Source organism: Citrobacter sp. CK180, from assembly GCF_030333655.1.
In the GTDB taxonomy this organism is placed as follows: Bacteria; Pseudomonadota; Gammaproteobacteria; order Enterobacterales; family Enterobacteriaceae; genus Citrobacter_B; species Citrobacter_B koseri.
In genome coordinates this window covers 71685-97390 of the sequence record NZ_JAOWFM010000044.1, presented here as the reverse complement: position 1 = coordinate 97390, position 25706 = coordinate 71685, and the positions used below count along the sequence as shown (strand labels likewise).

The following is a 25706-nucleotide window of genomic DNA, read 5'->3' as shown; positions in this document are numbered from 1 at the left end:
GCAAATTTTTCCGGGTTACAGCCCGCCCAACAGTTTGCAGCGTTCGCCCACAACCGAAATGGCATTGGGGCCGAAAAAGTTCACATTTGGCACCAGATAATCAAACATACGATAGCTCATAATAAGACCTTCCAGGGTTCGGATGAGCATTCAGAGAAACAGCGCAACGCAGTTTCTGCCAATAACATATCCTGCTACGACGTACAGGGCTGAGGCCGCGATGAATTATCGCGCGGTGGTAAATGTTTTATTTCGTGTTCTTTATTTTGTCGCTCTCAGGTATTAAGTCAACAGGATAAAAATTGCTCAATTGATAACGTAATTATCTTCCGAACGTATTCTTTGATTAATGTCATTCGACATGATCACACTTTTCTCTACAGACCATTATTTGTGTTTCATACTGAAACTCATATTTTTAGAGGCGTATCAAACTGGAGCGTAATTAATTTTGTTTTTTCTCTCGGTGAACCCGGCACTGACCGCCTCCTCACCAGGCGTCTAATCCCCCACACTTGCTGCGCTTGTTGTCTCCAGCCTTGCGGGCTATCTGGTTGATCTGTGGAGCAGAAGACGGATGGTGTTGTGACTCACCTCGAAACCTGGTTGAAAGAAAAGGATAAATTTAATGATTTCTTTGATATTAAGTTCAATCCAGGGGCATATTAGAGAGGTGTTTTTCAGATGGTTAATTTTAAGGATAAAAGTATGCCAGCAGTCATTGATAAAGCCTTAGATTTCATTAACGGTATGAATACATCTGCTTCAGTCCCACATCCAATGGATGAAAGTACAGCCAAGGGGATTTTTAAATATTTGAACGAGTTGGGGGTTCCGGCGAGAGCAGAAGATGTGGCAGCCCGAGGCGATCGGGAAGGGTGGAATGCCGGGTTTACGGAAAAATTGGTCGGGTGGGCTGAAAAAATTGCGTCAGGAGAACGGGTGCTTATTAAAAACCCTGAATATTTTTCTTTATATATGCGTGAGCAGCTTCGGGCACTGGTGTAAGCTGAGCGCGCACAAAAGATCTATCTGCCCCGATGCTCTCGCCTTCAATTCGGGAGCATCTATTCCGACCGCCCAGAAAAAAAGGACCTGCGATTTCTCGCAAGTCCTTGAAATTTGGTGGCCCCTGCTGGACTTGAACCAGCGACCAAGCGATTATGAGTCGCCTGCTCTAACCACTGAGCTAAGGGGCCGTGGCGGTGGATTATAAAGTAACTCCGTGTTGCAATCCAGCCATAACCGTACGGATGCTGTTTTTATAAACAACGTATTTTCAATCCGTTATACTTTCAGCCTGATGTATCGTTCAGGAGTTAATATGGTTAAGGACATACTGGCGCGGGAGCTGAGAGTGGTATTTTGCGGCATCAATCCCGGCCTCTCTTCTGCGGGGACAGGGTTCCCGTTCGCGCATCCTGCCAACCGTTTCTGGAAGGTAATCCACCTTGCCGGATTTACCGGGCGTCAACTGAAACCGGAAGAGGCGCAGCATCTGCTGGATTTCCGCTGTGGCGTTACCAAATTTGTCGACAGACCTACCGTACAGGCGAACGAAGTTAAGCTTCAGGAGATGCGTAGCGGCGGCCATAAGCTCATTGAGAAGATTGAGCACTATCAACCTGCGGCGTTGGCGATTCTGGGCAAGCAGGCGTTTGAGCAGGGATTTAGCCAGCGCGGCGCGCAGTGGGGAAAACAGACGATGACCATTGGCGATACGCAGATCTGGGTGTTGCCGAATCCCAGCGGCTTAAATCGCATCAGGACGGAAAAACTGGTGGAGGCGTATCGGGAACTTGATGAATCGCTGGTGGTTGATGGACTGTAAGCGGTAAAAAAACGCCACCTTGCGGTGGCGTTGATGCTTATGCGGCGAGATTAATCATCCAGGAAGCTACGCAGCACTTCAGAACGGCTCGGGTGACGCAGTTTACGCAGCGCCTTCGCTTCGATCTGACGGATACGTTCGCGGGTAACGTCAAACTGTTTACCCACTTCTTCCAGCGTATGGTCGGTGTTCATATCGATACCGAAACGCATACGCAGCACTTTTGCTTCACGCGCCGTCAGGCCAGCCAGCACGTCGTGCGTTGCGGCACGCAGGCTCTCGGTGGTGGCAGAGTCCAGCGGCAGCTCGAGGGTGGTATCCTCGATGAAATCCCCCAGATGCGAATCTTCATCGTCGCCGATCGGCGTTTCCATGGAGATAGGCTCTTTGGCGATCTTCAGCACTTTACGGATCTTGTCTTCCGGCATCAGCATGCGCTCGGCCAGCTCTTCTGGCGTCGGCTCGCGACCCATTTCTTGCAGCATCTGGCGGGAGATACGGTTGAGTTTGTTGATGGTCTCAATCATATGCACCGGAATACGGATGGTGCGCGCCTGATCCGCGATAGAGCGGGTGATCGCCTGACGAATCCACCAGGTGGCATAGGTGGAGAATTTGTAACCACGACGGTATTCGAACTTGTCTACCGCTTTCATCAGACCGATGTTGCCTTCCTGAATCAGATCCAGGAATTGCAGACCACGGTTGGTGTATTTTTTGGCGATAGAGATAACCAGACGCAAGTTCGCTTCAACCATCTCTTTCTTCGCACGGCGGGCTTTCGCTTCGCCGATGGACATGCGACGGTTGATGTCTTTTACCTGCTCGATGGTCAGGCCGGTTTCTTCTTCAATCTGTTGCAGTTTTTGCAGGCTGCGCTGAACGTCTTCAGTGACATCGTGCAGCTTTTCGGACCACGGCTTGTTCATCGCAATGGCGGCATTGAACCAGGTTTCGCTGGTTTCGTTGCCGGTGAACAGGGTGATGAAGTTTTTCTTCGGCATTTTGCACTGCTCAACACAGAGCTTCATGATCAGGCGTTCTTGCGTGCGAACGCGATCCATCATGACGCGCATGCTGTTCACCAGGTAGTCGAACTGCTTCGGCACCAGGCGGAACTGCTTAAACACTTCAGACAGCTTCAGAATTTCGGTCTGCGCATCGGCGTGGCTGCGACCTTTCGCTTTGATGGTGTCACGGGTGACTTCGTACTGCGTACGCAGCTCTGCGAATTTTTCGCGCGCCAGTTCCGGGTCGATGCTGTTGTCGTCATCGCTGCTGTCGTCGTCTTCTTCTTCGTCTTCATCATCGTCGTCGTCCATCTCTTCCTGAGAGAGTTCAGAACCGACGTGCGTGGCGGTAGGCGCCATATCTTCTTCAGCGTTCGGGTCAACAAAGCCGGTGATCAGATCTGACAGGCGAGCTTCTTCGGCTTCAACGCGATCGTACTGTTCAAGCAGATAAGTAATCGCTTCCGGGTATTCGGCAACGGAGCATTGAACCTGGTTGATCCCGTCTTCAATACGTTTAGCGATGTCGATTTCGCCTTCACGGGTTAACAGTTCAACCGTACCCATCTCACGCATGTACATGCGTACCGGGTCAGTGGTACGACCGATTTCAGATTCAACACTGGATAAAACTTGAGCAGCAGCTTCTTCCGCGTCTTCGTCGGTGTTGTTGGTGTTTTCAGCAAGCAGCAGATCATCGGCATCCGGTGCTTCTTCCATCACCTGAATACCCATGTCGTTGATCATTTGGATGATGTCTTCGATTTGATCTGAATCGACGATATCTTCCGGCAGATGGTCATTGACCTCGGCATAGGTCAGATAGCCTTGCTCCTTACCACGGGTGACAAGAAGCTTCAGCTGTGACTGCGGGTTTTGCTCCATAAGACGGTATCCACACTTATTTCGTTTGATTGGTGTCGGCGGTGTATCTGCCAACCTTTAAAGCGAGGGCGTACTTATATTTTTGCCGCTGCCTCTCAGTGCGGCTGTCGGGGGCTTCCCGATCGCTATTCGGCACTTAAGCCGTTAAATACGTCATCCTTCAAGTTGTCTCTGCGTTAGCTGCGTTCTCTTGCTGCCTTAATACAACTTGAATGGTTTTGTCTATCAATTCATTTTTTGGCCAGTTCCTGGTTCAGCGTCCAGAGTTCCCGGCGTTCTTCGTTGCTTAAACCGTGTGTGCGATCGCGAGCAATCAACTCTTCCTGGCGCAGCTTAAGCATCGAATCAAACATATGGTTGAGTGAGTCGGTGAAGGTTTTTTCAGCAATGTCCTTATCAGCTATATCGTCCCACATCGACAATTTTTCAAGGGTCGCAGCACTATTTGTGCCGCGATAATGTTCTAAAAGTTGGCCGGTGGTCAGACCTGGTTGAGACAAACAAGTGTTGACCAGTTCTTCAAATAAGCCAAGCCCGGGCAGCTTTTTTTGATCCAGACCGCCTAGCGGTGGTACTAACGGCGCCAAATCCGGGTTTTGTACCAGTAACCCTATAAGTATACGCATGGTCGTGCGTTTTAGCTGCGGAGCAGGGCGTACCGTGCCACTTTCTGCCTGTTTTGGCATTAAGCGGTCAAGCTGGCTATCGTCAAAGATGCCTAATTTCAGCCCCAGCATCTGTCGTAGCTGGATCCTGTGCGTATCTCCGGGAACCTGGTTAATCAGCGGCAGCGCCAGCGCGGCAAGCTGCGTACTTCCATCCGGTGTACTCAAATCAACCTGCGGCAAGAGGCTATTGAAGAGAAACAGAGAGAGCGGCAGAGCCTGCTCCATCCGTGCTTCGAATGCTTCTTTGCCCTCTTTACGCACCAGCGTATCCGGGTCTTCGCCATCAGGCAGGAACATAAAGCGCAACTGCCGTCCGTCGGTGATATAGGGCATTGCCGTTTCAAGCGCTCGCCATGCCGCATCGCGTCCGGCCCGATCGCCGTCATAACAGCAAATCACATTGTTAGTCGCCCGGAATAACATGTGGATATGGTCGGCTGTTGTCGATGTTCCCAACGATGCCACGGCGTAGTTAATGTCGTACTGCGCCAGCGCGACAACGTCCATATAGCCTTCAACAACAAGTAGTCGCTGCGGTTCAGCGTTATGTTGCTGAGCTTCATAAAGGCCATACAGCTGTCGACCTTTATGGAAAATATCGGTTTCCGGGGAGTTCAGGTATTTCGGCGTATCGTTACCGAGTACGCGACCACCAAAACCAATCACCCGTCCTCGTTTATCGCGAATCGGGAACATCACCCGATTACGGAAACGATCGTAGGTTCTGCCCTGGTCATTGTTGACCAGCATTCCGGCATCCAGTAACAGCGCTCTGTTGTCGCTATTATTACCGAAACGTTTTAATGCGTTATCCCAGCCTGGCGGAGCGAAACCAATCGCGAAGCGTTGAACGATTTCAGCGCTAAGGCCGCGTTTTTGCAAATATTGGCGCGCAGGCTCTGCTGTGGGGTGGGCGAGCGACTGTTGATAAAACGCATTCAGCCCGTCCATTAACTGATAGAGGTTTTGCCGTTGATGGCGCTCTATCTGGCTAAGACCTGTCCCTGCTTCGTAGGGAATTTCCAGGTTGTGCATTGCAGCCAGTTCTTCGACGGTTTCCACGAAATCGAGCTTGTCGTAGTTCATGAGGAAATCGATCGCGTTGCCGTGTGCGCCGCAGCCAAAGCAGTGGTAAAACTGTTTTTCACCGTTCACGGTGAAAGAGGGGGTTTTTTCGTTATGGAACGGACAGCACGCGTGAAAATTCTTGCCCTGCTTTTTCAGCTTCACCCGCGCATCGATCAGATCGATGATGTCGGTGCGTGCCAGCAGGTCATTGATAAATACGCGTGGGATTCGTCCAGCCATATGCCCCTTTTATACACTTCACCCTTCAGGCACCGCTTTGCCGCATCCTGAATGATTTTGTATATATGCCAATGCATAAACGAAAATAAGCCGCGCATTCCTTTCGGAAGCACGGCCTTACAACTACAACTCGGTCTGAATCGAGAGCTTACGCCCTCAACGCATTAGTACAGACGAGTGCGGCGTGCGTTTTCGCGAGCCAGTTTCTTCGCGTGACGTTTCACTGCTGAAGCTTTAGCGCGCTTACGTTCGGTAGTCGGTTTTTCATAGAACTCACGACGACGAACTTCCGCCAGAACACCTGCTTTCTCACAGGAACGCTTGAAGCGACGCAGAGCTACGTCGAACGGCTCGTTTTCACGTACTTTAATTACCGGCATGTGCCTCTCACCTTTGATTAAATCGGTTTGCCGCTGGCATCAGCGCCAGCTTATTTCAAAATGGTGCGGAATTTTACTGCAATTGCTGCTGCTTTGTAAAGCACCGACGCCTTTTTTGAAAGGGACTTTTATAAGGGTGAGGAGTATACACGAGGCTGTCGTCAGGGGCGAACAAAGTTTTACATCAACCCGCATTGGCCCTACACTGCGCGGTATCAGAGTGAGGTAAAACAAGTCATGCGTGTACTGGGTATTGAGACATCCTGCGATGAAACCGGCATCGCTATTTACGACGACGAAAAAGGTCTGTTAGCCAACCAATTGTATAGTCAGGTGAAATTGCACGCTGACTACGGCGGCGTAGTGCCTGAACTGGCCTCGCGCGACCACGTACGCAAGACCGTGCCGCTGATCCAGGCGGCGTTGAAAGAGTCGGGTCTGACGGCGAAAGAGATTGATGCCGTGGCCTATACCGCCGGGCCGGGTCTGGTGGGGGCGCTGCTGGTCGGCGCGACCGTTGGCCGTTCGCTGGCGTTTGCCTGGAATGTTCCGGCGATTCCGGTACACCATATGGAAGGGCACCTGCTGGCGCCGATGCTGGAAGACAATCCGCCGGAATTTCCGTTCGTGGCGCTGCTGGTCTCCGGCGGTCATACCCAACTTATCAGCGTGACCGGGATTGGTCAGTATGCGCTGTTAGGCGAATCCATTGACGATGCGGCCGGTGAAGCGTTTGATAAAACCGCCAAACTGCTGGGACTGGATTACCCTGGCGGCCCGATGCTGTCGAAAATGGCGGTGCAGGGCACCGCAGGGCGCTTTGTCTTCCCGCGTCCGATGACCGACCGTCCTGGGCTGGATTTCAGCTTCTCCGGGCTGAAAACGTTCGCCGCAAACACTATCCGCAGCAACGGTGATGATGAACAGACCCGCGCCGATATTGCCCGTGCGTTTGAAGATGCGGTGGTGGATACGCTGATGATCAAGTGTAAGCGAGCGCTGGATCAGACCGGCTTTAAGCGTCTGGTGATGGCGGGCGGGGTGAGCGCCAACCGCACGCTGCGTGCGAAGCTGGCGGAAATGATGCAAAAACGGCGTGGCGAAGTGTTCTACGCACGGCCAGAGTTTTGCACCGATAACGGCGCGATGATCGCCTACGCCGGTATGGTGCGCTTCAAAGCCGGCGCAACGGCGGATTTAGGCGTGAGCGTGCGTCCTCGCTGGCCGCTGGCGGAGTTGCCTGCGGCGTGATTTTTTGCCCGGTGGCGGCTTCGCTTACCGGGCTTACAATACCGTAGGCCGGGTCAGGCGAAGCCGCCTCCCGGCGATAAAAAACGCTATACCCGCAACATCCCTTTATCTTCCAGAAACGCAATAATCGTCGCCAGGCCGTCACCGGTTTTCAGGTTGGTAAACGCCCACGGCCGATCCCCGCGCATGCGCATTGTATCGCGCGCTATTACCTCCAGCGACGCGCCCACATACGGCGCCAGATCCGTTTTGTTGATCACCAGAAAATCGGATTTGGTAATCCCCGGCCCGCCTTTACGCGGGATCTTCTCGCCTTCGGCCACGTCGATCACATAGATCGTCAGATCGGCCAGCTCCGGGCTGAAGGTGGCGCTCAGGTTATCGCCGCCGCTCTCGACAAAGATCAGATCCAGGTTGCCGAATGTCTCGCTTAATGCTTCCACCGCCGCCAGGTTCATTGAGGCGTCTTCGCGAATGGCGGTATGCGGACAACCGCCGGTTTCCACGCCGACAATCCTTTCCGGCGCCAGCGCGCCCGCTTCGGTAAGAATGCGCTGATCCTCTTTGGTATAAATATCGTTAGTCACCACCGCCAGTTGATACGTATCGCGCATCGCTTTGCATAACGCTTCCAGCAGGGCGGTTTTACCGGAACCCACCGGACCGCCCACGCCGACGCGCAGGGGATGTTTATAGTCGTTCATCGTGTCTCCTCAGGAGCGAAATAATCGGCAATATTGTGTTTCGTGACGGGCAGAAGCGATGGCGGTCAGCGGCGTGGATGAGCCCAGATCCGCATCCGGGCGAGCCAGCGCCTGCGCCATACCCTGCGCGTAATGGTCGCAAAGTGAAAGAATGAGTTGCTGCGCCGCCTGTTGTCCGAAGGGCACCAGCTTCACCCCCGCCATCACCGCGCTTTCTAACCAGCTGTAGCCGAGGCTTAACGCCAGATCCGTCAGCGGGATGCGCTAGCGCACGCCCAGCCACGCCATACCGCAGAGCTGGCTGTCGGCAAAAAGCGGACGCCACGTCTGCGGGCAGTCCGGCACCCAGTCCACCACCAGGCGTGTAAACGCCGCCCCCCGGCTGCGCTCTTCTTCGCGCAGTTCCCGGGTTTCCCGACAGGCCAGCAGATATGCGCTCCAGCGGCGAGCGGCGGTAACGTCATTCCGTTCACAGGCGTGGTATAACCGGGCGAAAATCGGCAGGTCGACGGTAAAAAAGTTCTGCTCCAGCTGTTGCGTTTGCCAGTGCGCAAAGTCTTCCGCGTTTTTCACCCAGCCGATCTCCACCGCCCACTCCAGCCCCTGAGACCAGGTAAACGATCCCACCGGTAAACTGCTGCTGGCGAGCTGCATCAGGCGCAGCCGTTGTCTGGCGTCAGTCATCAGTGGGCGTGGCCGTGGTGATGGCCGTGAGATTCGCTGGCATATGCTCCCGCCTCCGGTTCAAAGGGCAGATGCGCGAAAGTCACCTCTAAGCTGAACTGGCGCAGCATGTCGTCGAGTACGTGATCGTGGTGATAGCGCAGTTCGTCAGGCAGAATTTGCAGCGGAACGTGGCGGTTGCCCAGGTGGTAGCAGGCTTTGGCGAGCAGGAACGGATCGGCGCAGCGCACGATCGAAACGGCTTCGTTTGCGGCGATGATCTCCACCACCTCTGCGCCATCTTCCGTACTCAGGCGATCGCCGCCGCGTAACAGCAAACCGCGCGGCAGCAGTAAACCGGCTTCGCGTCCGTCGCCCAGCACTACCTTCGCCCGGCTTTTGACGCGGACATCAATGGGGAGCGTCAGCGTTGCCGTGACGGCGGCGGGCGTTTCAATACGTTGCGTCAGATACAGCATGTCGTCTCCTCAAAATAAAAAATAACGCTGGGCCATCGGCAACACGTCTGCCGGTTCGCTGGTGATCGGCTCACCGTCAATGCGCACCTCGTAAGTCTGGGCGTCAACGGTGATGTTGGGTTGCAGGCTGTTGTGGATCATGTCGGCTTTTTTTACCGTCCGGCAGCCTTTCACGACGGCGGTGGCGCTGCGTAAGTTGAGCTGCTGCGCAATGCCGTTTTCAACCGCAGCCTGAGAAAGAAAGGTCAGGCGACAGTGATGACGCGCCGCGCTAAGCGCGCCAAACATCGGCCGGTAATGCACCGGTTGCGGGGTAGGAATCGAGGCGTTGATATCACCCATCGGCGCGCAGACAATCATCCCGCCTTTGATGAGTGTTGCGGGTTTTACGCCAAAAAAGGCCGGAGACCAGAGCACCAGATCCGCCAGCTTTCCGGCCTCAACAGAACCGACCTCATGGGCGATGCCGTGGGTTAGCGCCGGGTTTATCGTGTACTTGGCGATGTAGCGTTTTACGCGCTGGTTGTCGTTATCGCCCGTCTCCTCCGCTAACGGGCCGCGTTGTACTTTCATCCGGTGCGCCACCTGCCAGGTGCGCAGAATGACTTCGCCCACTCGTCCCATCGCCTGGGAATCCGATGAGGTCAGGGAAAAGGCGCCGAGATCGTGCAGCACATCTTCGGCGGCGATGGTTTCCCGACGAATACGCGACTCGGCAAACGCCACATCTTCGGCGATATCCGGGTCGAGATGGTGGCAGACCATCAGCATATCGAGGTGTTCGTCAATGGTGTTGACGGTATAAGGCAGCGTCGGGTTGGTGGAGGAGGGGAGAATATGGGGATGCGCGCAGGCGGTGATAATATCCGGGGCGTGACCGCCGCCCGCCCCTTCGGTATGAAAGGTATGGATCGTGCGATCGCCAATTGCCGCCAGCGTGTCCTCGACGAAACCGGACTCGTTTAACGTGTCGCTGTGCAGCGCGACCTGAATATCCATCTCTTCAGCCACGGTCAGCGCACAGTCGATCGCCGCAGGCGTCGCGCCCCAGTCCTCGTGGATCTTCAGGCCGATCGCGCCGGCGGCAATCTGCTCACGCAGCGCGTCCGGGTTCGAGCCATTCCCTTTGCCGAGAAAACCGATATTTACCGGCAGGCTGTCCGCCGCCTGCAACATACGGGCGATGTACCACGGGCCAGGCGTACAGGTGGTGGCATTGGTGCCCGCCGCCGGGCCGGTGCCGCCGCCAATCATGGTCGTCACGCCAGAGACCAGCGCCTCTTCCGCCTGCTGCGGGCAGATCCAGTGAATATGCGTGTCCACGCCGCCAGCGGTAACGATCTTTCCTTCACCGGCGATCGCCTCCGTGCCGACGCCAATCGGGATCGTCACGTTGGGCTGAATATCCGGGTTACCGGCTTTGCCGATGGCGAAGATCCTGCCGTCTTTGATGCCGATGTCCGCCTTGACGATCCCCCAGTGATCGACGATCAGCGCGTTGGTTATCACCAGATCCACACACGCGCGAGCACGCATTTGCCCCTGGCCCATACCGTCGCGGATCACTTTACCGCCGCCGAATTTCACCTCTTCGCCGTAGGTCGTGAGATCGTTTTCGACTTCGATCCACAGTTCGGTATCCGCCAGACGCACCCGGTCGCCGGTCGTCGGGCCAAACATGTCGGCATAAGCCTGCCGGGAAATCTCAGTCATTGTCTGCCTCCAGAGAGCCCATTACCTCGCCGCGAAAACCAAAAATACGCTGTGCCCCGGCGACGCGCACCAGTTCGACCTCGCGTTTTTGCCCCGGCTCAAAACGCACTGCCGTGCCTGCGGGGATGTTCAGGCGAAAACCGCGTGCGGCTTGCCTGTCAAAGCGTAATGCGGGATTGACCTCGTAAAAGTGATAGTGCGATCCGACCTGAACCGGGCGATCGCCATGATTCTCAACCACGATCGTGCAGGTTTCTCTGCCTGTATTGATCGCGATGTTTCCCGTGGAGATCCTGTATTCGCCTGGAATCATGGTTCCTCCTTTATACGATCGGGTTATGAACGGTGACCAGTTTCGAGCCGTCTGGAAAGGTGGCTTCAACCTGAATATCCGGGATCATTTCCGGCACGCCCTCCATCACCTGATCGCGGGTCAACACATGGCGACCGTCTTCCATCAGTGACGCCACGCTTTTGCCGTCGCGGGCGCCTTCCATAATGAAAGCGCTGATCAGCGCCACCGATTCCGGGTAGTTCAGCTTCAGTCCACGCGCCAGACGACGCTCCGCCACCAGCGCGGCGGTAAAGAGCAACAGCTTGTCTTTTTCTCTGGGAGTCAGTTCCATAGTGATTCTCTTATGTCTGCCAGATACGGGGCAGGAGTGGCGGTTTTTGGGTCAGTTGTGGTCGTAAGGATTGCCAGACGGCGCGCATAACGCGCTGGATAAGCAGGTTGTCGTGCCCGAGAAAGCGCAGGGCCAGCAGTGAATCAATCAGCGTCGCGCCAGCGTAGTCGCCGAGGGGGGCAATTTGCTCGCGTACGCCGTCCAGCATCTTTTCCGTGGCGGGATAACAGAGCAGCGTACCGCTCCAGGGATGTCTGGCGACGGTGTGCAGGTTTCCTCCCTCAAGGTGCAGCCTTTCTATTAATAGCGGCGTACCGTCCCGCCATACTTCCAGGCGGTTGCGCAGCGTGCCGTGGCTGAAAGTCTCCTGCATCACCGGTCGCCCCAGACAGAGCAGATCCCAGGCCAGCAGCCGGCTCTCTTGCGCCAGATGAAAGACCGACTGGATGTTAGCGTTCGCGCCGGGAAAAAGGATCGTATCCTGCGGCAGCCACTCCAGCGTGGCCTGCGGGGCGAGATAAAAATCCTGCCGCAACTGCGCCTGAGGGCCGCGACTGCGGTAAAACTTCCCTGCGCCAGGCTGGGTGATTAACGCATGGCTGTCTGTTGCAAGCGTGGCGGAAATCGTGAGTTCATCGCCCCCGACAATGCCGCCCGGCGGATGAAGCAAATAGAGGTGGCAAACGTCGTCTTCCGGGTAAAACGGACGCTGTACCGTCAGCGGGCCGACGTGTCGCGCCGAAGTGAGCACTGTTTTATGCGCGGCGCGGGTAAACCGCAGATCCAGTTCGGCCTGCCAGCCCCGTGTGAGAGTCTTGTGCGCAACGGTGTCCAGAGCGTTTCCCTTATCAGCGTGAGGGGAGTGCATACAAAAAAGTATGCCTCAGCGCATCGGGAAAACGGTCATACGAGAAGCTTATGGAAAAAAGAGGCGACGTCATGCCGCCCCAACGAGGTTTACAGCAAAACGAGAGGCATCCAGACAAGGCCGGTTATTACCAGCAGAACCAGGAAGATCAGGCCAAAAATAGCGCCCAACCGCCAGTAATCCACCGTCGGCAGATAACCGCTACCGTAGTAGATGGGGCTTGGGCCGGTCGCATAGGGGGTGAGAATGCTGCCCAGACCAATGGCGGCGCCGACCATCAGGCAAAACACCGGTAAGGGGATGTCCGGCATCGCCAGCGCGGCGGCAATCATCATCGGCGCCAGTGCGGAGGTATAAGCGGTGGCGCTGGCAAAAAAGTAGCGTAACAGATAAAACACCACGATGAGCGCGACCATCACCATCATCGGCGAATAGCCGCTTAGCCCGTTTGCCAGCAGTTTGCCAAACCAGGTGATAAAGCCAGTATTGTTCAGTCCGGTGGCGAGCGTAATCAGCGAAGCCAGCCAGAAGAAAACGTTCCATGCCGCTTTATTGCTGACGATGTCATCCCAGGAGATGATGCGTAATACCAGCATCAATGCCACCACGCTGTAACCGACCATTGCGGCATCAATGTAATCGCCGCCGAAGATCCACAGCACCAGCGCGCCGACCATCAGCACCAGCATCTTTTTCTCGCGTGAGCAGAGCGGGCCCATCTCCTTTAGCTCAGCTTCCGCCCAGCGCGGCACCTGGTCGCCCGATTTCAGCACCGGCGGATACAGCACGTAGGCCAGCCACGGAACCAGCAAGACCAGCAGAATGCTTAGCGGCAGCATTCCTGAGAACCAGTCGCCCCAGCTTAGCGCCGTATGGGATGCGCTTTTCATTAGGCCAATCAGCAACAGGTTAGGCGCCATCGCCGTCAGGAAAATGGCGCTGGTAACGCAGTCGGCGGTGATGCCCATCCACATAATATACGAGCCAATGGAGCGGGAACTGGCGTCGTTAGGCTGCGAGTTATAGAGCGGCGGCAGGTTGCGGATAATCGGGTAGATGATCCCGGCGCCGCGCGCGGAGTTAGACGGCGTGACCGGGGCGAGAATCAACTCGGAAAACATCACCGCATAGCCAAGAAACAGCGTGCGATGGCCCATCTTCTTCACCAGCATCAGCGCAATTCGCCGACCGAGACCGGTTTTTTCATAGCCGGTGCCAAACATAAAGGCGGCGAAAATCAGCCAGATAACCGAGTTAGAAAAACCAGACACCGCCCACGAGAGGGCTTTGGCGGTAAATTTGAAGCCTTCCTGCGCGAGCTGATCGGGGCTGAACAGCAGCCACGGCGACAGAACGGCAATGATCGAAATCCCGATCATCGCCACGACCGCGCCCGGTACAGGTTCCAGAATGAGTCCCACAATGACGCCGGTAAAGACCGCAAAATAGAGCCAGGTGTGGCTCTCAAGACCGGTGGGGACGGGCAAAACAGCAATAATGGCGATGACCACCAGTGGAGCCAGGTATCGCCACCAACCAGATAAAGGTGCCATTGTCGTATCCCTGAGAAAAGGGAGAGGCGCAGCGCCTCTCCTGAAGGGTTATTTGATGTAGTGCACGTGCTCGCAGATCTCGTCAACGATGGGACCGCGACGCTCGGCGAACTGTTTTTTGTTGTCGGCGATCAGGTTGTTGCCGTGGGTATCGATAGAGACAATCAGCGGCCCGAACTCTTTCACCCGGCAAACCCACAGCGATTCCGGCATGCCGAGTTCCGTCCAGTGCACCTCTTCTATCTCTTCGACCTGTGTCGCCGCCAGCACCGCGCAGCCAGCCGGGAAGATGACGTGCAGCGCTTTGAATTTCTGGCAGCCTTCTTCGGTCAGCGGCCCCATCCCGCCTTTTCCGACCACCAGCTTCACGCCGGTCTGCTCAATGAACTCTTTTTCAAAGGCTTCCATACGCATGCTGGTGGTCGGGCCGACGGAGACCATCTCCCATTTATCACCGTTTTTACGCACAATCGGCCCGGCGTGGAAAATCGCTTTGCCATTGAGATCGTAAGGAATAGGGCGCTTGAGTTCGATCAGGCGGCGGTGACAAACGTCGCGACAGGTCACCAGCGTTCCGGTCAGGTAGATCACATCGCCAACGCGGATATCTTCCAGGTCTTCGGCTTTGATCGGGGTAGTGAGGATCTTTTTCATAACGCGCTCCGGGTGTGGGACAGGTTTTCGAAGGAGAGGTCAGAATGAACCAGCAGCGTACCGCGACGGTGCGCCCAGCAGCCGGTGGAGACGGCCACGCCAATGGTTGACGGATGACGGGCGGCGGATTCGATGTGTACGCCCATCACCGAGCTGTTGCCGGTCAGCCCTTGTGGGCCGATTCCCAGGCGGTTTAGCCCTTCTTCCAGCCGCAGCTCAAGCTCTGCCGCCTTTGGATTCGGATGACGGGTGCCTATCGGGCGCAGAATCGCTTTGCGGGAAAGCACGGCGGCGGTTTCGACGGAGGTTGCGATGCCCACGCCGACCAGTACCGGCGGACAGGCATTGACCGCCAGCGTGGAGATGTTTTCAAAGACGAATTTCACCACGCCTTCGTAGCCTTCGGAAGGCATCAGCACTTTGGAACGCCCCGGCAGCGTGCAACCGCCGCCCGCCATATAAACTTCAATTTCCGCATCGTCGCCATCGGGAATAATCTCCCAGGTGACCCACGGCACGCCGCTGCCGGTGTTTTTGCCGGTATTCACTTCGTCGAAAATTTCGACCGCGTTATGGCGTAGCGGCGCTTTTACGGTGGCGTCTTCCACGGCCTGCTTAAGAATACTTTGCAGCTCGCCCAGCAGCGGGAAGCGGGAACCGACCTTCACGAAGAACATAATTTCGCCCGTGTCCTGGCAGGCCGGGCGGTTCAGGTCGATTGCTTTCTGCATGTTATCGAACATCGTGTGGTAGATAATGTTTCCCATCGATGAGGTTTCGGCATCACGCAGCTGTTTTAATTTATCGACGACGTCATCGGGCATTCGGGTGGAGATCATGGCGGTAAAATTAGCGACAATATCCGTCAACGTAGTAACCGCATTTTGGTTATTTTGATTGCTCATCATATCAACTCCAGTTCTTTTATTAATCTGGAAATAAATTCTCTGGAGTAAACTACCACTAAATGTGTGGTTTTATATTTTTTGTCACTGTGTATATGCAATTAACAGTTCGTGAATCACACCACAGAAAGGTGATGAAAATTGAGCAAAGGCAGGGTTTAACGACGTTAAGAGATTTACACTGCGCGTATTAAAATCACGGATAACCGACAGATGCTGAACAACTATCCCTTAGCCAAAGACCTACAGGTTTTGGTTGAAATTGTCCATACGGGAAGCTTTAGCGCGGCAGCGGCGGCGCTGGGGCAAACGCCCGCGTTCGTGACGAAACGGGTTCAGATTCTTGAGACAACCCTTGCCACCACGCTGCTGAACCGCTCGGCAAGAGGTGTTGCGCTGACGGAAAGCGGGCAACGCTGCTATGAACATGCGCTGAAGCTCCTCACGCACTATCAGCGGCTGGTGGATGAGGTGACGCAAATTAAAACGCGCCCGGAGGGAATGATTCGCATTGGCTGTAGTTTTGGTTTTGGCCGCAGTTATATTGCACCTGCCATTACCGACCTGATGCGCAATTATCCTGAATTACAGGTTCACTTTGAACTCTTCGATCGGCAAATTGATTTGGTACAGGATAATATCGATCTGGATATTCGGATTAACGATGAAATTCCTGATTATTATATTGCGCATTTGTTAACAAAGAATAAAAGAATATTATGCGCGTCTCCCGCATATCTCCAGAAATATCCTGAGCCGAAAACCTTACAAGAATTAAGCGGTCATGATTGTCTGGTGACAAAAGAACGTGATATGACCCACGGCATATGGGAACTGGGGAACGGGCAAGAGAAAAAATCAGTGAAAGTAACCGGACACCTCTCTTCCAATAGCGGTGAAATTGTTTTGCAGTGGGCGCTGGAGGGCAAAGGGATCATGCTGCGTTCAGAGTGGGATGTGCAGCCGTTTCTGGCGAGCGGTAAACTGGTGAGGGTATTGCCGGAGTATGCGCAGAGCGCCAATATCTGGGCGGTCTATCAGGAACCGCTGTATCGCAGCGTAAAGTTACGGGTATGTGTGGAGTTTCTGGCGGCATGGTGCCAGAAGCGACTCGGCAAGCCAGACGAGGGATATCAGGTGGCGTGGTGAACCAATCTGTAGGCCGGATAAGACGCTTTGCGTCGCCATCCGGCGATGCGTATGTGCCTGATGGCGGCTTCGCCTTACCTGGCCTACGGCGTGGTGTAAAAAGCTACTGCGGATCTTTCTCGCGCTTCTTCTTGAGTTTCGTCCAGATCTTCGTCTCCTGACGACGCCACAGGCGCTGGATGTTGTCATGGTGGCGCAGCAAAATCAGGCAAGACAGCATAGAGACCGGGAAGGTGAACTGGGGTTTAAACCACCACACGTAGAATGGCGCAATCAGCGCGCTGACGATCGCGCCCAATGACGAGTAACCGCTCAGTAAGACGGTCAGCAGCCAGGTACCCGCCATCACGCCAGTTAAGTCCCAGCCGATGGGCGCGATCGCGCCGAATGCGGTCGCGACGCCTTTTCCGCCTTTGAAGCCAAAAAAGACCGGCCAGATGTGCCCCAGACAGGCGGCGATGGCAATCAGGCCCAACCAGAAAGGGGTTACACCTAATGCATAAGCGCCCCAGACCGGCAGCATGCCTTTGAGGACGTCGAAAATCAGTACCGCTACGGCTGCTCCCTTGCCCCCTATGCGTAACACATTGGTCGCGCCAGGGTTACCGGAGCCACTCTGACGCGGGTCGGGTAAACCTGCAATGCGGCAGACCAGAATGGCACTGGAAATTGAGCCGCAGAGGTACGCGAAGAGGATCATTCCAGGCGCGATTGCACTCATAAGCTGTTCCGTTTTGAAAATGTCGTGTTAAACGCTACTTCTGTGGATAATACGCATATTTCGCCGGAAGTGGTATCCGGGTTAGCCAAAAAGCAGGCAGGTCGTGATGGATATTGTATTTATAGAGCAACTTTCGGTAATCACCACTATCGGTGTTTATGACTGGGAGCAAACTATCGAACAGAAACTGGTGTTCGATATCGAAATGGCGTGGGACAACCGTAAGTCAGCCAGAAGCGACGACGTTGCGGATTGTCTGAGCTACGCCGACATTGCCGATACGGTAGTCAGCCATGTGGAGGGCGGCCGTTTTGCGTTAGTCGAACGCGTAGCGGAAGAGGTGGCGGATCTGCTGCTCAGCCGCTTTAACTCTCCGTGGGTGCGCATCAAGCTCAGTAAGCCCGGCGCCGTAGCGCGTGCGGCGAATGTTGGCGTTATCATTGAGCGTGGCAATAATCTGAAAGAAAATAATTAACTTCATAGTTTTTAAACCAAACGGCGATATATGGGTCTTAAAGCTGGAGTCATAACTGCTGTTCGTTTTTTTTGATTTAGGGGTTTATTGATGAGCGATATACACTCGCTGCTGGTGGCGGCAATTTTGGGTGTGGTCGAAGGATTGACGGAGTTTTTGCCCGTCTCCAGCACGGGCCATATGATCATTGTCGGTCACCTGTTGGGTTTTGAAGGCGATACGGCAGAGACGTTTGAGGTGGTAATTCAGCTGGGATCGATCCTGGCGGTGGTGGTGATGTTCTGGCGGCGTTTGTTCGGCCTGATCGGCATTCACTTTGGCAAACAACCGCATGAGGGCACCGGAAAAGGGCGCCTGACGTTAGGGCATATTGTGCTGGGGATGATCCCGGCCGTGGTGTTGGGCCTGGTGTTCCATGACACCATTAAGTCTTTGTTTAATCCCGTCAACGTGATGTATGCGCTGGTCGTGGGTGGTCTGCTGCTGATTGCCGCGGAATGCCTGAAGCCGAAAGAGCCGCGCGCGCCGGGCCTGGACGATATGACGTATCGTCAGGCGTTTATGATTGGCTGCTTCCAGTGTCTGGCGCTGTGGCCGGGCTTTTCCCGTTCCGGCGCGACCATTTCCGGTGGGATGTTGATGGGGGTGAGCCGCTATGCCGCATCGGAATTCTCATTCCTGCTGGCCGTTCCGATGATGATGGGCGCGACGGCGTTGGATCTCTACAAGAGCTGGTCGTTCCTGACGGTGGAAGATATCCCCATGTTCGCCGTGGGATTTGTGACTGCGTTCATTGTGGCGCTGATCGCCATCAAAACCTTCCTGCAATTGATTAAGCGTATCTCGTTCATTCCGTTTGCGATTTACCGCTTTATCGTGGCTGCTGCGGTCTACGTTGTTTTCTTCTGATAACGCTTGATGCCGGATGGCGGCGTTTACGCCTTATCCGGCCTACGGTTCGATTTTGTTGCCGGATGGGGGGTAAATGCCTTATCCGGCCTACGGTTCGATTTTGTTGCCGGATGGCGGCGCAAATGCCTTATCCGGCCTACGGTTCGATTTTGTTGCCGGATGGCGGCGCAAATGCCTTATCCGGCCTACGGTTCGATTTTGTTGCCGGATGGCGGCGTAAATGCCTTATCCGGCCTACGGTTCTATTTTGATGCCGGATGGCGGCGTAAATGCCTTATCCGGCCTACGGTTCGATTTTGATGCTGGATGGGGGTGTAAATGCCTTATCCGGCCTACGGTTCGATTTTGTAGGCCGGATAAGCGGAGCGCCATCCGGCAACAAAACGGTGAGCTTACGCCTCGGGTTTCGGGCAACGCCGTTCTTTCCAGTTAGCCACCGCTGCAATTCGCCGTCTGGTGAGTTCTTCGCGGATCTCCGCGCCTTTAAAGCCTGCCTCCAGCACCTCTTTTGTCGGCACCGCCTGCGCGACCTGCCACGCTTCGCGCAGCCAGCGGCCTTGCGGATAGTCAGACGCCTCAAAACCGGTACGACCGCGCACGTCGGCCTCGCTGGTCAGGGCGATTTGCTCTACGCGCTGCGGCTTACGCCAGGCGTCAATCGAATCGAACAGCTTCACGATCGTTTTCGGTTGCAAAATCGGGAAGGTATGGATGAGATCGTGGAATTCCGCCACCAGTTTGGCTAAATCCCGAATCTCATTCGGCACACGCAGACGCTGGCATAACTGCTCGACCAGCTTTACGCCTGCCGGGCCGTGACCATGATGGCGCGGCCAGAGCGCTTTGGGCGTCAACCCTTTGCCAAGGTCGTGACAGAGCGTGGCGAAACGCACATCAACGTTCGGGCTGAGCATGGCGGCCATTGATAACGTCATTAATGTGTGGATGCCGGTATCGATTTCCGGGTGCCACTTTGCCGGAGCCGGAACGCCAAACAGCGCGTCCACTTCCGGGAACAGAACGTGTAGCGCGCCGCAGTCGCGCAGCACCTGAAAGAAAACCTGCGGATTGCGCGTGGTTAAGGCGTTCTCGGTCTCCTTCCATACGCGCTCCGGCGTGAGGTGTTCCAGTTCGCCTGCGGCGGTCATGTCGCGCATCAACGCCAGGGTTTCATCAGCGATGCGGAAACTGAGGTGCGCGTAGCGGGCGGCAAAACGCGCCACGCGCAACACGCGCAGCGGATCTTCGCTAAAGGCGGGGGAAACATGGCGCAGCAGGCGATTGTCCAGATCGCGACGCCCCTGATAGGGATCGACGATATGGCCGTCGTCATCCTGCGCGAGGGCATTAATGGTGAGGTCGCGACGTTGCAGGTCTTCTTCCAGCGTCACGTCCGGCGCGGCATAGCAGGTAAAGCCGGTATAGCCTGAACCGGATTTACGCTCGGTGCGCGCCAGCGCATACTCTTCACGCGTTTGCGGATGAAGAAACACGGGAAAATCGCGGCCTACCTGCTGGTAGCCCGCGTCAAGCATCTCCTGCGGCGTGGCGCCAACCACCACCCAATCTTTATCTTTGACCGGTAGCCCTAACAACGCATCCCGAACAGCACCACCGACCAGATAAATCTTCACGCCACTTTCCCTTCCTGAAAAAAATCATCCCTTAATCATATGTCAGTGCGGCAGAGAAGGCGATTTAGTTCATCCAGCGGTCTTTGCGTTTACGGCTTGGGATCATGTGCGGGAGAACCAGACCGAGCAGCAGGCCGAGCCCCAGCACGCCGCCGCCATACATGAACCACTGCATAATGATGGTGCGCTGCTTGTCATCAAGTTGCAGATTGGCGGCGCTGACTTTCTTCTGCGCCACGATCAGCTCGTTTTTCAGCTTCTGGTTTTCTTCTTTCAACCCGTTAATCACGCTGTCGCTCTGCGACACTTTTTGCTGCATGTCGGCCGTGCGCTGATTCCAGGTGGTATCAATATTGTTCAGCTTGTCGGTCAGCGTCTTAACCTGATTTTCCAGATCCGGTACGCGGATACGCAGGCTGGGCGAGCTGTTCAGCTCTTTCATCGGGATCCAGGCAGTACGACCTGTACTGTCTTTCACCTGAGCGTAATTCGTGTTGGCGTCAGTCTGTAATAATGTCACTTCCTCGCCGGCATTCACCGTACCCACGAGGCGATAATTATCTCCCGGACCGCTGCGGACCCAGGTATTCAGTTCGTCAGAGACATAGCGCTTCTCTTCTGCGTGGGAGACGGCAGTGGCGCTAAGTGCAAGTAAAGTTAATCCAATCAGGCGTAATTTTGGCATCAGGCTGTCGTTTTTGTCATAAAAAGTGGAACGATAGTAGTGGCATCAGTGTCTCTACGCAAAGCATTCGACATCAATCGGAATCATCTGTGTCATCTTTGCCACTGTTTTAAACTTTTACGCCCGTCAAATTGCTCGTTGCATGGCAATTTGGCGCAAAATACTATCTACTGACAAAAAAGAACGCGTTAAGTTCGCCGTCATTCTTCCCATATGTGACATAACCCATAAGTACAAGGCAATGGCTCAGGAAATCGAATTAAAGTTTATCGTTAATCACGACGCTGTAGACGCGTTGCGTGACCATCTGCAAACACTCGGCGGCGAGCACCATGCGCCCAGCCAGTTACAGAACATTTACTACGAAACGCCGGACAAGTGGTTGCGTGGCCATGATATGGGTCTGCGCATCCGTGGCGAGAATGGTCGTTATGAAATGACCATGAAAATCGCCGGTCGGGTTACGGGGGGCCTGCATCAACGGCCGGAATACAATGTTGCGCTGAGCGAGCCGACGTTGGATCTCGCACAGCTCCCGCAGGAGGTCTGGCCGAACGGCGAGCTGCCTGCGGATCTCGCTTCACGCGTGCAGCCGCTGTTCAGTACCGATTTTTACCGTGAGAAATGGCTGGTGGACGTTGACGGCAGCCGTATTGAAATCGCGCTCGATCTTGGCGAAGTGAAGGCCGGAGAATGTGCCGAGCCAATTTGCGAGCTGGAGCTGGAACTGTTAAGCGGCGAGACCCGTGCGGTGTTGAAACTGGCAAACCAACTGGTGTCGCAAGCGGGTCTGCGTCAGGGCAGCCTGAGCAAGGCCGCACGGGGATATCATCTGGCGCAGGGGAATGCTCCGCGTGGGATCAGACCTACTGCGGTGCTGAAAGCGCCAGCCAAAGCCAGCATTGAGCAGGGGCTGGAAGCGGCGCTGGAGCTGGCATTGTCGCAATGGCAGTACCATGAAGAGCTGTGGGTGCGTGGAAATGACGCCGCCAAAGCGGATGTACTGGCGGCGATGGGGCTGGTTCGCCATGCGCTGATGCTGTTTGGCGGCATTGTACCGCGTAAAGCAAGCGCTCACTTACGCGATTTGCTGACGCAGTCGGAAGCGACCCTTGTCTCTGAGGTTTCAGCCATTACGGCTATCTATAGCACGCAAACGGCGATGGCTAAACTGGCGCTGACCGAATGGCTGGTCACCAAAGCCTGGCAACCGTTCCTCGACGCCAAAGCGCAGGCGAAAATGGCCGATTCTTTCAAACGCTTTGCCGATATTCACCTGTCGCGTCACGCGGCAGAGCTGAAAGCGACTTTTGGGCAGCCGTTGGGCGATCGGTATCGCGATCAGCTTCCGCGCCTGACCCGCGATATTGACAGCATTTTGCTGCTGGCAGGTTATTACGACGCGAATGCGGTACAGGCCTGGCTGGAGAACTGGCAGGGCCTGCGCCACGCGATTGTGACAGGGCAGCGCATTGAAGTTGAACACTTCCGCAATGAGGCGATCTTTCAGGAACCGTTCTGGCTGCATAGCGGAAAACGATAACCAGTAACGCCTGATGGCGATGCTGCGCATCTTATCAGGCCTACGACGCACAGGTTTTGTAGGTCGGATAAGACGTTACGCCGCCATCCGGCAATGTCAGCGCCAGATGGCGATGCTGCGCATCTTATCAGGCCTACGGCGCACAGGTTTTGTAGGCCGGATAAGGCGTTACGCCGCCATCCGGCAACACTCATCGGGATTAGTTAGCCATCTGAGGACACGCCTTAAATGAAGCCGCTTTCTTCACCGTTACAGCAGCACTGGCAGACCGTGGTTGAGCGGTTACCAGAAATCCTGGCTGAAGCCACGCTTAGCGTTCAGGCGAAGTCAGTACTTACATTTAGTGACTTTGTGCAGGACAGCGTGATTGCGCATCCCGAGTGGCTGACTGAGCTGGAAAGCGCGCCGCCGCAGGCCGATGAGTGGCGGCATTATGCCGCGTGGCTACAGGACGCGTTGGCGCAGGTGACTGATGAAGCGGCGCTGATGTGCGAGCTTCGCATATTCCGTCGCCGCATCATGGTACGTATCGCCTGGGCGCAGGCGCTGTCGCTGGTGGAAGAAGAAAACATTCTGCAACAGCTAAGCCATCTGGCGGAAACGTTGATCGTCGCCGCGCGCGACTGGTTGTATGACGCCTGCTGTCGCGAATGGGGGACGCCCTGCAACCATGATGGCGTACCTCAACCGTTGCTGATTCTGGGGATGGGAAAACTGGGCGGCGGCGAGCTGAATTTCTCCTCGGATATCGATCTGATCTTCGCTTGGCCGGAGCACGGTTCCACCCGGGGCGGTCGGCGCGAGCTGGATAACGCGCAGTTCTTTACCCGCATGGGGCAGCGTTTGATCAAAGTGCTGGACCAGCCGACGATGGACGGCTTTGTGTACCGGGTGGATATGCGTCTGCGCCCGTTTGGCGACAGTGGCCCGCTGGTGCTGAGTTTTGCCGCGCTGGAAGATTATTACCAGGAACAAGGGCGCGACTGGGAGCGTTATGCGATGGTCAAAGCGCGCATTATGGGCTCTGCCGACAGTGCGTATGTCGATGAACTGCGCGCCATGTTGCGACCTTTCGTGTTCCGCCGCTATATCGATTTCAGCGTGATCCAGTCCCTGCGTAATATGAAAGGGATGATTGCCCGTGAAGTGCGTCGTCGCGGTCTGAAAGACAATATTAAGCTTGGCGCCGGCGGTATTCGTGAAATTGAGTTTATCGTGCAGGTGTTCCAGTTGATTCGCGGCGGACGGGAACCCTCGCTGCAATCGCGCTCGTTGCTGCCGACGCTGAGCGCGATTGATGCGCTGCACCTGTTGCCAGAAAATGACGCCGGACAGTTACGCGCGGCCTATCTCTTCCTGCGCCGTCTGGAAAACCTGCTGCAAAGCATCAATGATGAGCAGACCCAGACGCTGCCGGGCGATGAACTGAACCGGGCGCGCCTGGCCTGGGGAATGCGCACGGATGACTGGTCGCAGCTCACCGACATTCTGGCGGCGCACATGGCTAACGTGCGTCGGGTATTTAACGAACTGATTGGCGATGACGAAACTGATACCCAGGAAGATACGCTGTCGGAACACTGGCGCGAGCTGTGGCAGGATGCGCTACAGGAAGATGATACCACGCCGGTGCTGGCGCATCTGTCTGACGACGATCGCGGACGCGTGCTGGCGTTAATCGCCGACTTCCGTAAAGAGCTGGATAAGCGCACCATTGGCCCGCGCGGGCGGCAGGTGCTCGACCATCTGATGCCACATCTGCTTAGCGACGTGTGCTCGCGCGAAGATGCCTCTGTGCCGCTGTCGCGTATTACGCCGCTGCTGGTGGGGATCGTTACGCGTACCACCTACCTTGAATTACTGAGCGAATTTCCCGGCGCGCTGAAGCACCTGATTTCGCTGTGCGCCGCTTCGCCGATGGTGGCGAGCCAGCTGGCGCGTTATCCACTGTTGCTCGATGAACTACTGGACCCGAATACGCTGTATCAGCCAACGGCGACCGACGCTTATCGCGATGAGTTACGCCAGTATTTGCTGCGTGTGCCGGAAGATGACGAAGAGCAGCAGCTGGAAGCGCTGCGCCAGTTTAAACAAACGCAACTGTTGCGCATTGCGGCGGCGGATATCGCCGGTACGCTGCCAGTGATGAAGGTCAGCGATCACCTGACCTGGCTGGCGGAGGCCATTATCGACGCCGTTGTCCAGCAGGCGTGGGGGCAAATGGTGGCGCGCTATGGGCAGCCGACGCACCTTGCTGAGCGCACCGGACGCGGGTTTGCGGTGGTGGGTTATGGCAAGCTGGGCGGCTGGGAGCTGGGCTACAGCTCCGATCTTGATCTGATCTTTTTGCACGATTGCCCAATGGACGTGATGACCGACGGCGAGCGTGAAATCGACGGCCGCCAGTTCTACTTACGCCTGGCGCAGCGCATTATGCACCTGTTCAGCACTCGCACCTCTTCCGGTATCTTGTATGAAGTGGACGCGCGGCTGCGCCCGTCTGGCGCGGCGGGAATGCTGGTCACGTCGGCGGAAGCCTTTGCCGATTATCAGAAAAACGAAGCCTGGACATGGGAGCATCAGGCGCTGGTGCGCGCCCGTGTGGTTTATGGCGACCCGCAACTGACCTCGCAGTTTGACGCTGTGCGTCGCGATATCATGACCCTCGCTCGCGAAGGCAAAACGTTGCAGACCGAGGTGCGCGAAATGCGCGAGAAAATGCGCGCGCATCTGGGCAACAAGCATCGCGATCGTTTTGATATCAAAGCCGACGAAGGCGGGATCACCGATATTGAATTTATTACCCAATATCTGGTGCTGCGCTATGCGCATGAAAAGCCGAAGCTGACGCGCTGGTCCGATAACGTGCGCATTCTGGAACTGCTGGCGCAAAACGACATTATGGATGAACAGGAAGCGCAGGCGCTGACGCAGGCCTATACCACGCTGCGCGATGAGCTTCATCACCTTGCGCTACAGGAGCTTCCGGGGCATGTGGCGCAAGAGTGCTTCAGCAAGGAACGCGCGCTGGTACGGGCAAGCTGGCAGAAGTGGCTGGTTGCCGGGTGAAGTGTGCTATTATCGCGCGC

Annotated in this window: 23 protein-coding genes, 1 tRNA gene and 3 pseudogenes; 8 read left to right on the top strand and 19 right to left on the bottom strand. The window is 55.6% G+C overall.

The window, feature by feature from the left end; all coding sequences use genetic code 11:
* Positions 1-21 precede the first annotated feature (21 nt).
* Positions 22-120 (bottom strand): annotated as a pseudogene (locus OGV50_RS09440) (hypothetical protein); the annotation flags it as partial.
* A gap of 588 nt (positions 121-708) precedes the next feature.
* On the opposite strand from OGV50_RS09440, the gene OGV50_RS09435 reads away from it, so the two are divergent.
* Positions 709-1008: a DUF1889 family protein gene (locus OGV50_RS09435; RefSeq protein ID WP_024130967.1), complete on the top strand. Its 300-nt coding sequence runs from the start codon at positions 709-711 to the stop codon at positions 1006-1008.
* Positions 1009-1123: 115 nt separating this feature from the next.
* On the opposite strand, the gene OGV50_RS09430 is transcribed toward OGV50_RS09435, so the two are convergent.
* Positions 1124-1199, bottom strand: a tRNA-Ile gene (locus tag OGV50_RS09430).
* Positions 1200-1324: 125 nt separating this feature from the next.
* On the opposite strand from OGV50_RS09430, the gene mug reads away from it, so the two are divergent.
* Positions 1325-1831, top strand: a complete 507-nt coding sequence (mug, locus tag OGV50_RS09425; protein WP_012135205.1) for a G/U mismatch-specific DNA glycosylase — start codon at positions 1325-1327, stop codon at positions 1829-1831.
* A gap of 50 nt (positions 1832-1881) precedes the next feature.
* On the opposite strand, the gene rpoD is transcribed toward mug, so the two are convergent.
* The 3 genes from rpoD to rpsU form a co-directional block, all read right to left on the bottom strand.
* Positions 1882-3756 (bottom strand): RNA polymerase sigma factor RpoD, encoded by a 1875-nt coding sequence (rpoD, locus tag OGV50_RS09420; RefSeq protein WP_256372597.1) that lies wholly within the window; start codon positions 3754-3756, stop codon positions 1882-1884.
* A gap of 200 nt (positions 3757-3956) precedes the next feature.
* Positions 3957-5702 (bottom strand): DNA primase, encoded by a 1746-nt coding sequence (gene dnaG, locus OGV50_RS09415; protein ID WP_012135203.1) that lies wholly within the window; start codon positions 5700-5702, stop codon positions 3957-3959.
* A gap of 164 nt (positions 5703-5866) precedes the next feature.
* Positions 5867-6082, bottom strand: a complete 216-nt coding sequence (gene rpsU, locus OGV50_RS09410) for a 30S ribosomal protein S21 (protein ID WP_001144069.1) — start codon at positions 6080-6082, stop codon at positions 5867-5869.
* Positions 6083-6319: 237 nt separating this feature from the next.
* On the opposite strand from rpsU, the gene tsaD reads away from it, so the two are divergent.
* Positions 6320-7333, top strand: a complete 1014-nt coding sequence (gene tsaD, locus OGV50_RS09405; protein ID WP_200029825.1) for a tRNA (adenosine(37)-N6)-threonylcarbamoyltransferase complex transferase subunit TsaD — start codon at positions 6320-6322, stop codon at positions 7331-7333.
* 86 nt (positions 7334-7419) lie between these two features.
* Here tsaD and ureG read toward each other — a convergent pair whose 3' ends face one another.
* From ureG to ttdA, 10 genes and pseudogenes are all read right to left on the bottom strand, one after another.
* On the bottom strand, positions 7420-8037 hold the full coding sequence (gene ureG / locus OGV50_RS09400) for an urease accessory protein UreG (protein WP_286488513.1): 618 nt from the start codon (positions 8035-8037) through the stop codon (positions 7420-7422).
* Between the two features lie 9 nt (positions 8038-8046).
* Positions 8047-8721: pseudogene (locus OGV50_RS09395) on the bottom strand (urease accessory protein UreF).
* Positions 8721-9179 carry an urease accessory protein UreE gene (gene ureE, locus OGV50_RS09390; protein WP_286488512.1) on the bottom strand — a complete coding sequence of 153 codons (459 nt, stop codon included), beginning with the start codon at positions 9177-9179 and terminating at the stop codon, positions 8721-8723. The pseudogene OGV50_RS09395 and the gene ureE overlap by 1 nt, the downstream one beginning before the upstream one ends.
* 9 nt (positions 9180-9188) lie before the next feature.
* On the bottom strand, positions 9189-10892 hold the full coding sequence (gene ureC / locus OGV50_RS09385; protein ID WP_200092908.1) for an urease subunit alpha: 1704 nt from the start codon (positions 10890-10892) through the stop codon (positions 9189-9191).
* Positions 10885-11205 (bottom strand): urease subunit beta, encoded by a 321-nt coding sequence (locus tag OGV50_RS09380; RefSeq protein WP_012135195.1) that lies wholly within the window; start codon positions 11203-11205, stop codon positions 10885-10887. The genes ureC and OGV50_RS09380 overlap by 8 nt, the downstream gene beginning before the upstream one ends.
* A 10-nt stretch (positions 11206-11215) precedes the next feature.
* Entirely contained in the window at positions 11216-11518 is a 303-nt protein-coding gene (locus OGV50_RS09375) for an urease subunit gamma (RefSeq protein ID WP_042289336.1), read from the bottom strand.
* A gap of 10 nt (positions 11519-11528) precedes the next feature.
* Positions 11529-12386 carry an urease accessory protein UreD gene (locus OGV50_RS09370; RefSeq protein ID WP_200024197.1) on the bottom strand — a complete coding sequence of 286 codons (858 nt, stop codon included), beginning with the start codon at positions 12384-12386 and terminating at the stop codon, positions 11529-11531.
* Positions 12387-12475: 89 nt separating this feature from the next.
* Positions 12476-13939, bottom strand: a complete 1464-nt coding sequence (locus tag OGV50_RS09365; protein ID WP_058668123.1) for an anion permease — start codon at positions 13937-13939, stop codon at positions 12476-12478.
* 48 nt (positions 13940-13987) lie between these two features.
* Positions 13988-14593: a L(+)-tartrate dehydratase subunit beta gene (ttdB, locus tag OGV50_RS09360; protein ID WP_286488511.1), complete on the bottom strand. Its 606-nt coding sequence runs from the start codon at positions 14591-14593 to the stop codon at positions 13988-13990.
* The gene (ttdA, locus tag OGV50_RS09355) at positions 14590-15501 is read right to left on the bottom strand and encodes a L(+)-tartrate dehydratase subunit alpha (RefSeq protein WP_012135190.1); all 912 of its coding nucleotides are present in this window, start codon (positions 15499-15501) and stop codon (positions 14590-14592) included. The genes ttdB and ttdA overlap by 4 nt, the downstream gene beginning before the upstream one ends.
* A 210-nt stretch (positions 15502-15711) precedes the next feature.
* On the opposite strand from ttdA, the gene ttdR reads away from it, so the two are divergent.
* Positions 15712-16647, top strand: a complete 936-nt coding sequence (gene ttdR / locus OGV50_RS09350; RefSeq protein ID WP_071257837.1) for an L-tartrate utilization transcriptional activator TtdR — start codon at positions 15712-15714, stop codon at positions 16645-16647.
* Between the two features lie 103 nt (positions 16648-16750).
* Here ttdR and plsY read toward each other — a convergent pair whose 3' ends face one another.
* Positions 16751-17368, bottom strand: coding sequence for a glycerol-3-phosphate 1-O-acyltransferase PlsY (gene plsY, locus OGV50_RS09345; RefSeq protein ID WP_012135188.1), 618 nt, complete (start codon positions 17366-17368; stop codon positions 16751-16753).
* A 106-nt stretch (positions 17369-17474) separates the two neighbouring features.
* Between plsY and folB the strand changes: the two genes are divergently transcribed.
* Together folB and bacA are read left to right on the top strand one after the other, a co-directional pair.
* A complete protein-coding gene (gene folB, locus OGV50_RS09340; protein ID WP_012135187.1) occupies positions 17475-17843 on the top strand; it encodes a bifunctional dihydroneopterin aldolase/7,8-dihydroneopterin epimerase in 369 nt (122 codons plus the stop codon).
* 90 nt (positions 17844-17933) lie between these two features.
* Positions 17934-18752 carry an undecaprenyl-diphosphate phosphatase gene (gene bacA, locus OGV50_RS09335; RefSeq protein WP_012135186.1) on the top strand — a complete coding sequence of 273 codons (819 nt, stop codon included), beginning with the start codon at positions 17934-17936 and terminating at the stop codon, positions 18750-18752.
* 286 nt (positions 18753-19038) lie between these two features.
* Here the strand turns inward: bacA and OGV50_RS23635 are convergent.
* The 3 genes and pseudogenes from OGV50_RS23635 to OGV50_RS09325 all read right to left on the bottom strand — a co-directional run.
* Positions 19039-19152 (bottom strand): annotated as a pseudogene (locus OGV50_RS23635) (hypothetical protein); the annotation flags it as partial.
* Positions 19148-20389 carry a multifunctional CCA addition/repair protein gene (locus OGV50_RS09330; protein WP_115625923.1) on the bottom strand — a complete coding sequence of 414 codons (1242 nt, stop codon included), beginning with the start codon at positions 20387-20389 and terminating at the stop codon, positions 19148-19150. The pseudogene OGV50_RS23635 and the gene OGV50_RS09330, both read right to left, overlap by 5 nt.
* Positions 20390-20453: 64 nt before the next feature.
* Positions 20454-21074 (bottom strand): TIGR04211 family SH3 domain-containing protein, encoded by a 621-nt coding sequence (locus tag OGV50_RS09325; protein ID WP_012135182.1) that lies wholly within the window; start codon positions 21072-21074, stop codon positions 20454-20456.
* Between the two features lie 241 nt (positions 21075-21315).
* Here OGV50_RS09325 and OGV50_RS09320 point away from each other — a divergent pair, with 241 nt between their 5' ends.
* Positions 21316-22617: a CYTH domain-containing protein gene (locus OGV50_RS09320; RefSeq protein ID WP_248623063.1), complete on the top strand. Its 1302-nt coding sequence runs from the start codon at positions 21316-21318 to the stop codon at positions 22615-22617.
* 228 nt (positions 22618-22845) lie between these two features.
* Positions 22846-25686, top strand: a complete 2841-nt coding sequence (glnE, locus tag OGV50_RS09315; RefSeq protein WP_286488510.1) for a bifunctional [glutamate--ammonia ligase]-adenylyl-L-tyrosine phosphorylase/[glutamate--ammonia-ligase] adenylyltransferase — start codon at positions 22846-22848, stop codon at positions 25684-25686.
* The last annotated feature ends 20 nt before the right edge of the window (positions 25687-25706 follow it).

Coding starts and splice junctions, on each gene's coding strand:
- bacA (WP_012135186.1), top strand. CDS start 17,934: ATGAGCGATATACACTCGCTGCTGGTGGCGGCAATTTTGGGTGTGGTC.
- OGV50_RS09325 (WP_012135182.1), bottom strand. CDS start 21,074: ATGCCAAAATTACGCCTGATTGGATTAACTTTACTTGCACTTAGCGCC.
- OGV50_RS09320 (WP_248623063.1), top strand. CDS start 21,316: ATGGCTCAGGAAATCGAATTAAAGTTTATCGTTAATCACGACGCTGTA.
- OGV50_RS09380 (WP_012135195.1), bottom strand. CDS start 11,205: ATGATTCCAGGCGAATACAGGATCTCCACGGGAAACATCGCGATCAAT.
- OGV50_RS09365 (WP_058668123.1), bottom strand. CDS start 13,939: ATGGCACCTTTATCTGGTTGGTGGCGATACCTGGCTCCACTGGTGGTC.
- OGV50_RS09370 (WP_200024197.1), bottom strand. CDS start 12,386: ATGCACTCCCCTCACGCTGATAAGGGAAACGCTCTGGACACCGTTGCG.
- ttdB (WP_286488511.1), bottom strand. CDS start 14,593: ATGAAAAAGATCCTCACTACCCCGATCAAAGCCGAAGACCTGGAAGAT.
- folB (WP_012135187.1), top strand. CDS start 17,475: ATGGATATTGTATTTATAGAGCAACTTTCGGTAATCACCACTATCGGT.
- ureG (WP_286488513.1), bottom strand. CDS start 8,037: ATGAACGACTATAAACATCCCCTGCGCGTCGGCGTGGGCGGTCCGGTG.
- ureE (WP_286488512.1), bottom strand. CDS start 9,179: ATGCTGTATCTGACGCAACGTATTGAAACGCCCGCCGCCGTCACGGCA.
- OGV50_RS09435 (WP_024130967.1), top strand. CDS start 709: ATGCCAGCAGTCATTGATAAAGCCTTAGATTTCATTAACGGTATGAAT.
- OGV50_RS09375 (WP_042289336.1), bottom strand. CDS start 11,518: ATGGAACTGACTCCCAGAGAAAAAGACAAGCTGTTGCTCTTTACCGCC.
- plsY (WP_012135188.1), bottom strand. CDS start 17,368: ATGAGTGCAATCGCGCCTGGAATGATCCTCTTCGCGTACCTCTGCGGC.
- glnE (WP_286488510.1), top strand. CDS start 22,846: ATGAAGCCGCTTTCTTCACCGTTACAGCAGCACTGGCAGACCGTGGTT.
- tsaD (WP_200029825.1), top strand. CDS start 6,320: ATGCGTGTACTGGGTATTGAGACATCCTGCGATGAAACCGGCATCGCT.
- dnaG (WP_012135203.1), bottom strand. CDS start 5,702: ATGGCTGGACGAATCCCACGCGTATTTATCAATGACCTGCTGGCACGC.
- ttdA (WP_012135190.1), bottom strand. CDS start 15,501: ATGATGAGCAATCAAAATAACCAAAATGCGGTTACTACGTTGACGGAT.
- ureC (WP_200092908.1), bottom strand. CDS start 10,892: ATGACTGAGATTTCCCGGCAGGCTTATGCCGACATGTTTGGCCCGACG.
- mug (WP_012135205.1), top strand. CDS start 1,325: ATGGTTAAGGACATACTGGCGCGGGAGCTGAGAGTGGTATTTTGCGGC.
- rpsU (WP_001144069.1), bottom strand. CDS start 6,082: ATGCCGGTAATTAAAGTACGTGAAAACGAGCCGTTCGACGTAGCTCTG.
- ttdR (WP_071257837.1), top strand. CDS start 15,712: ATGCTGAACAACTATCCCTTAGCCAAAGACCTACAGGTTTTGGTTGAA.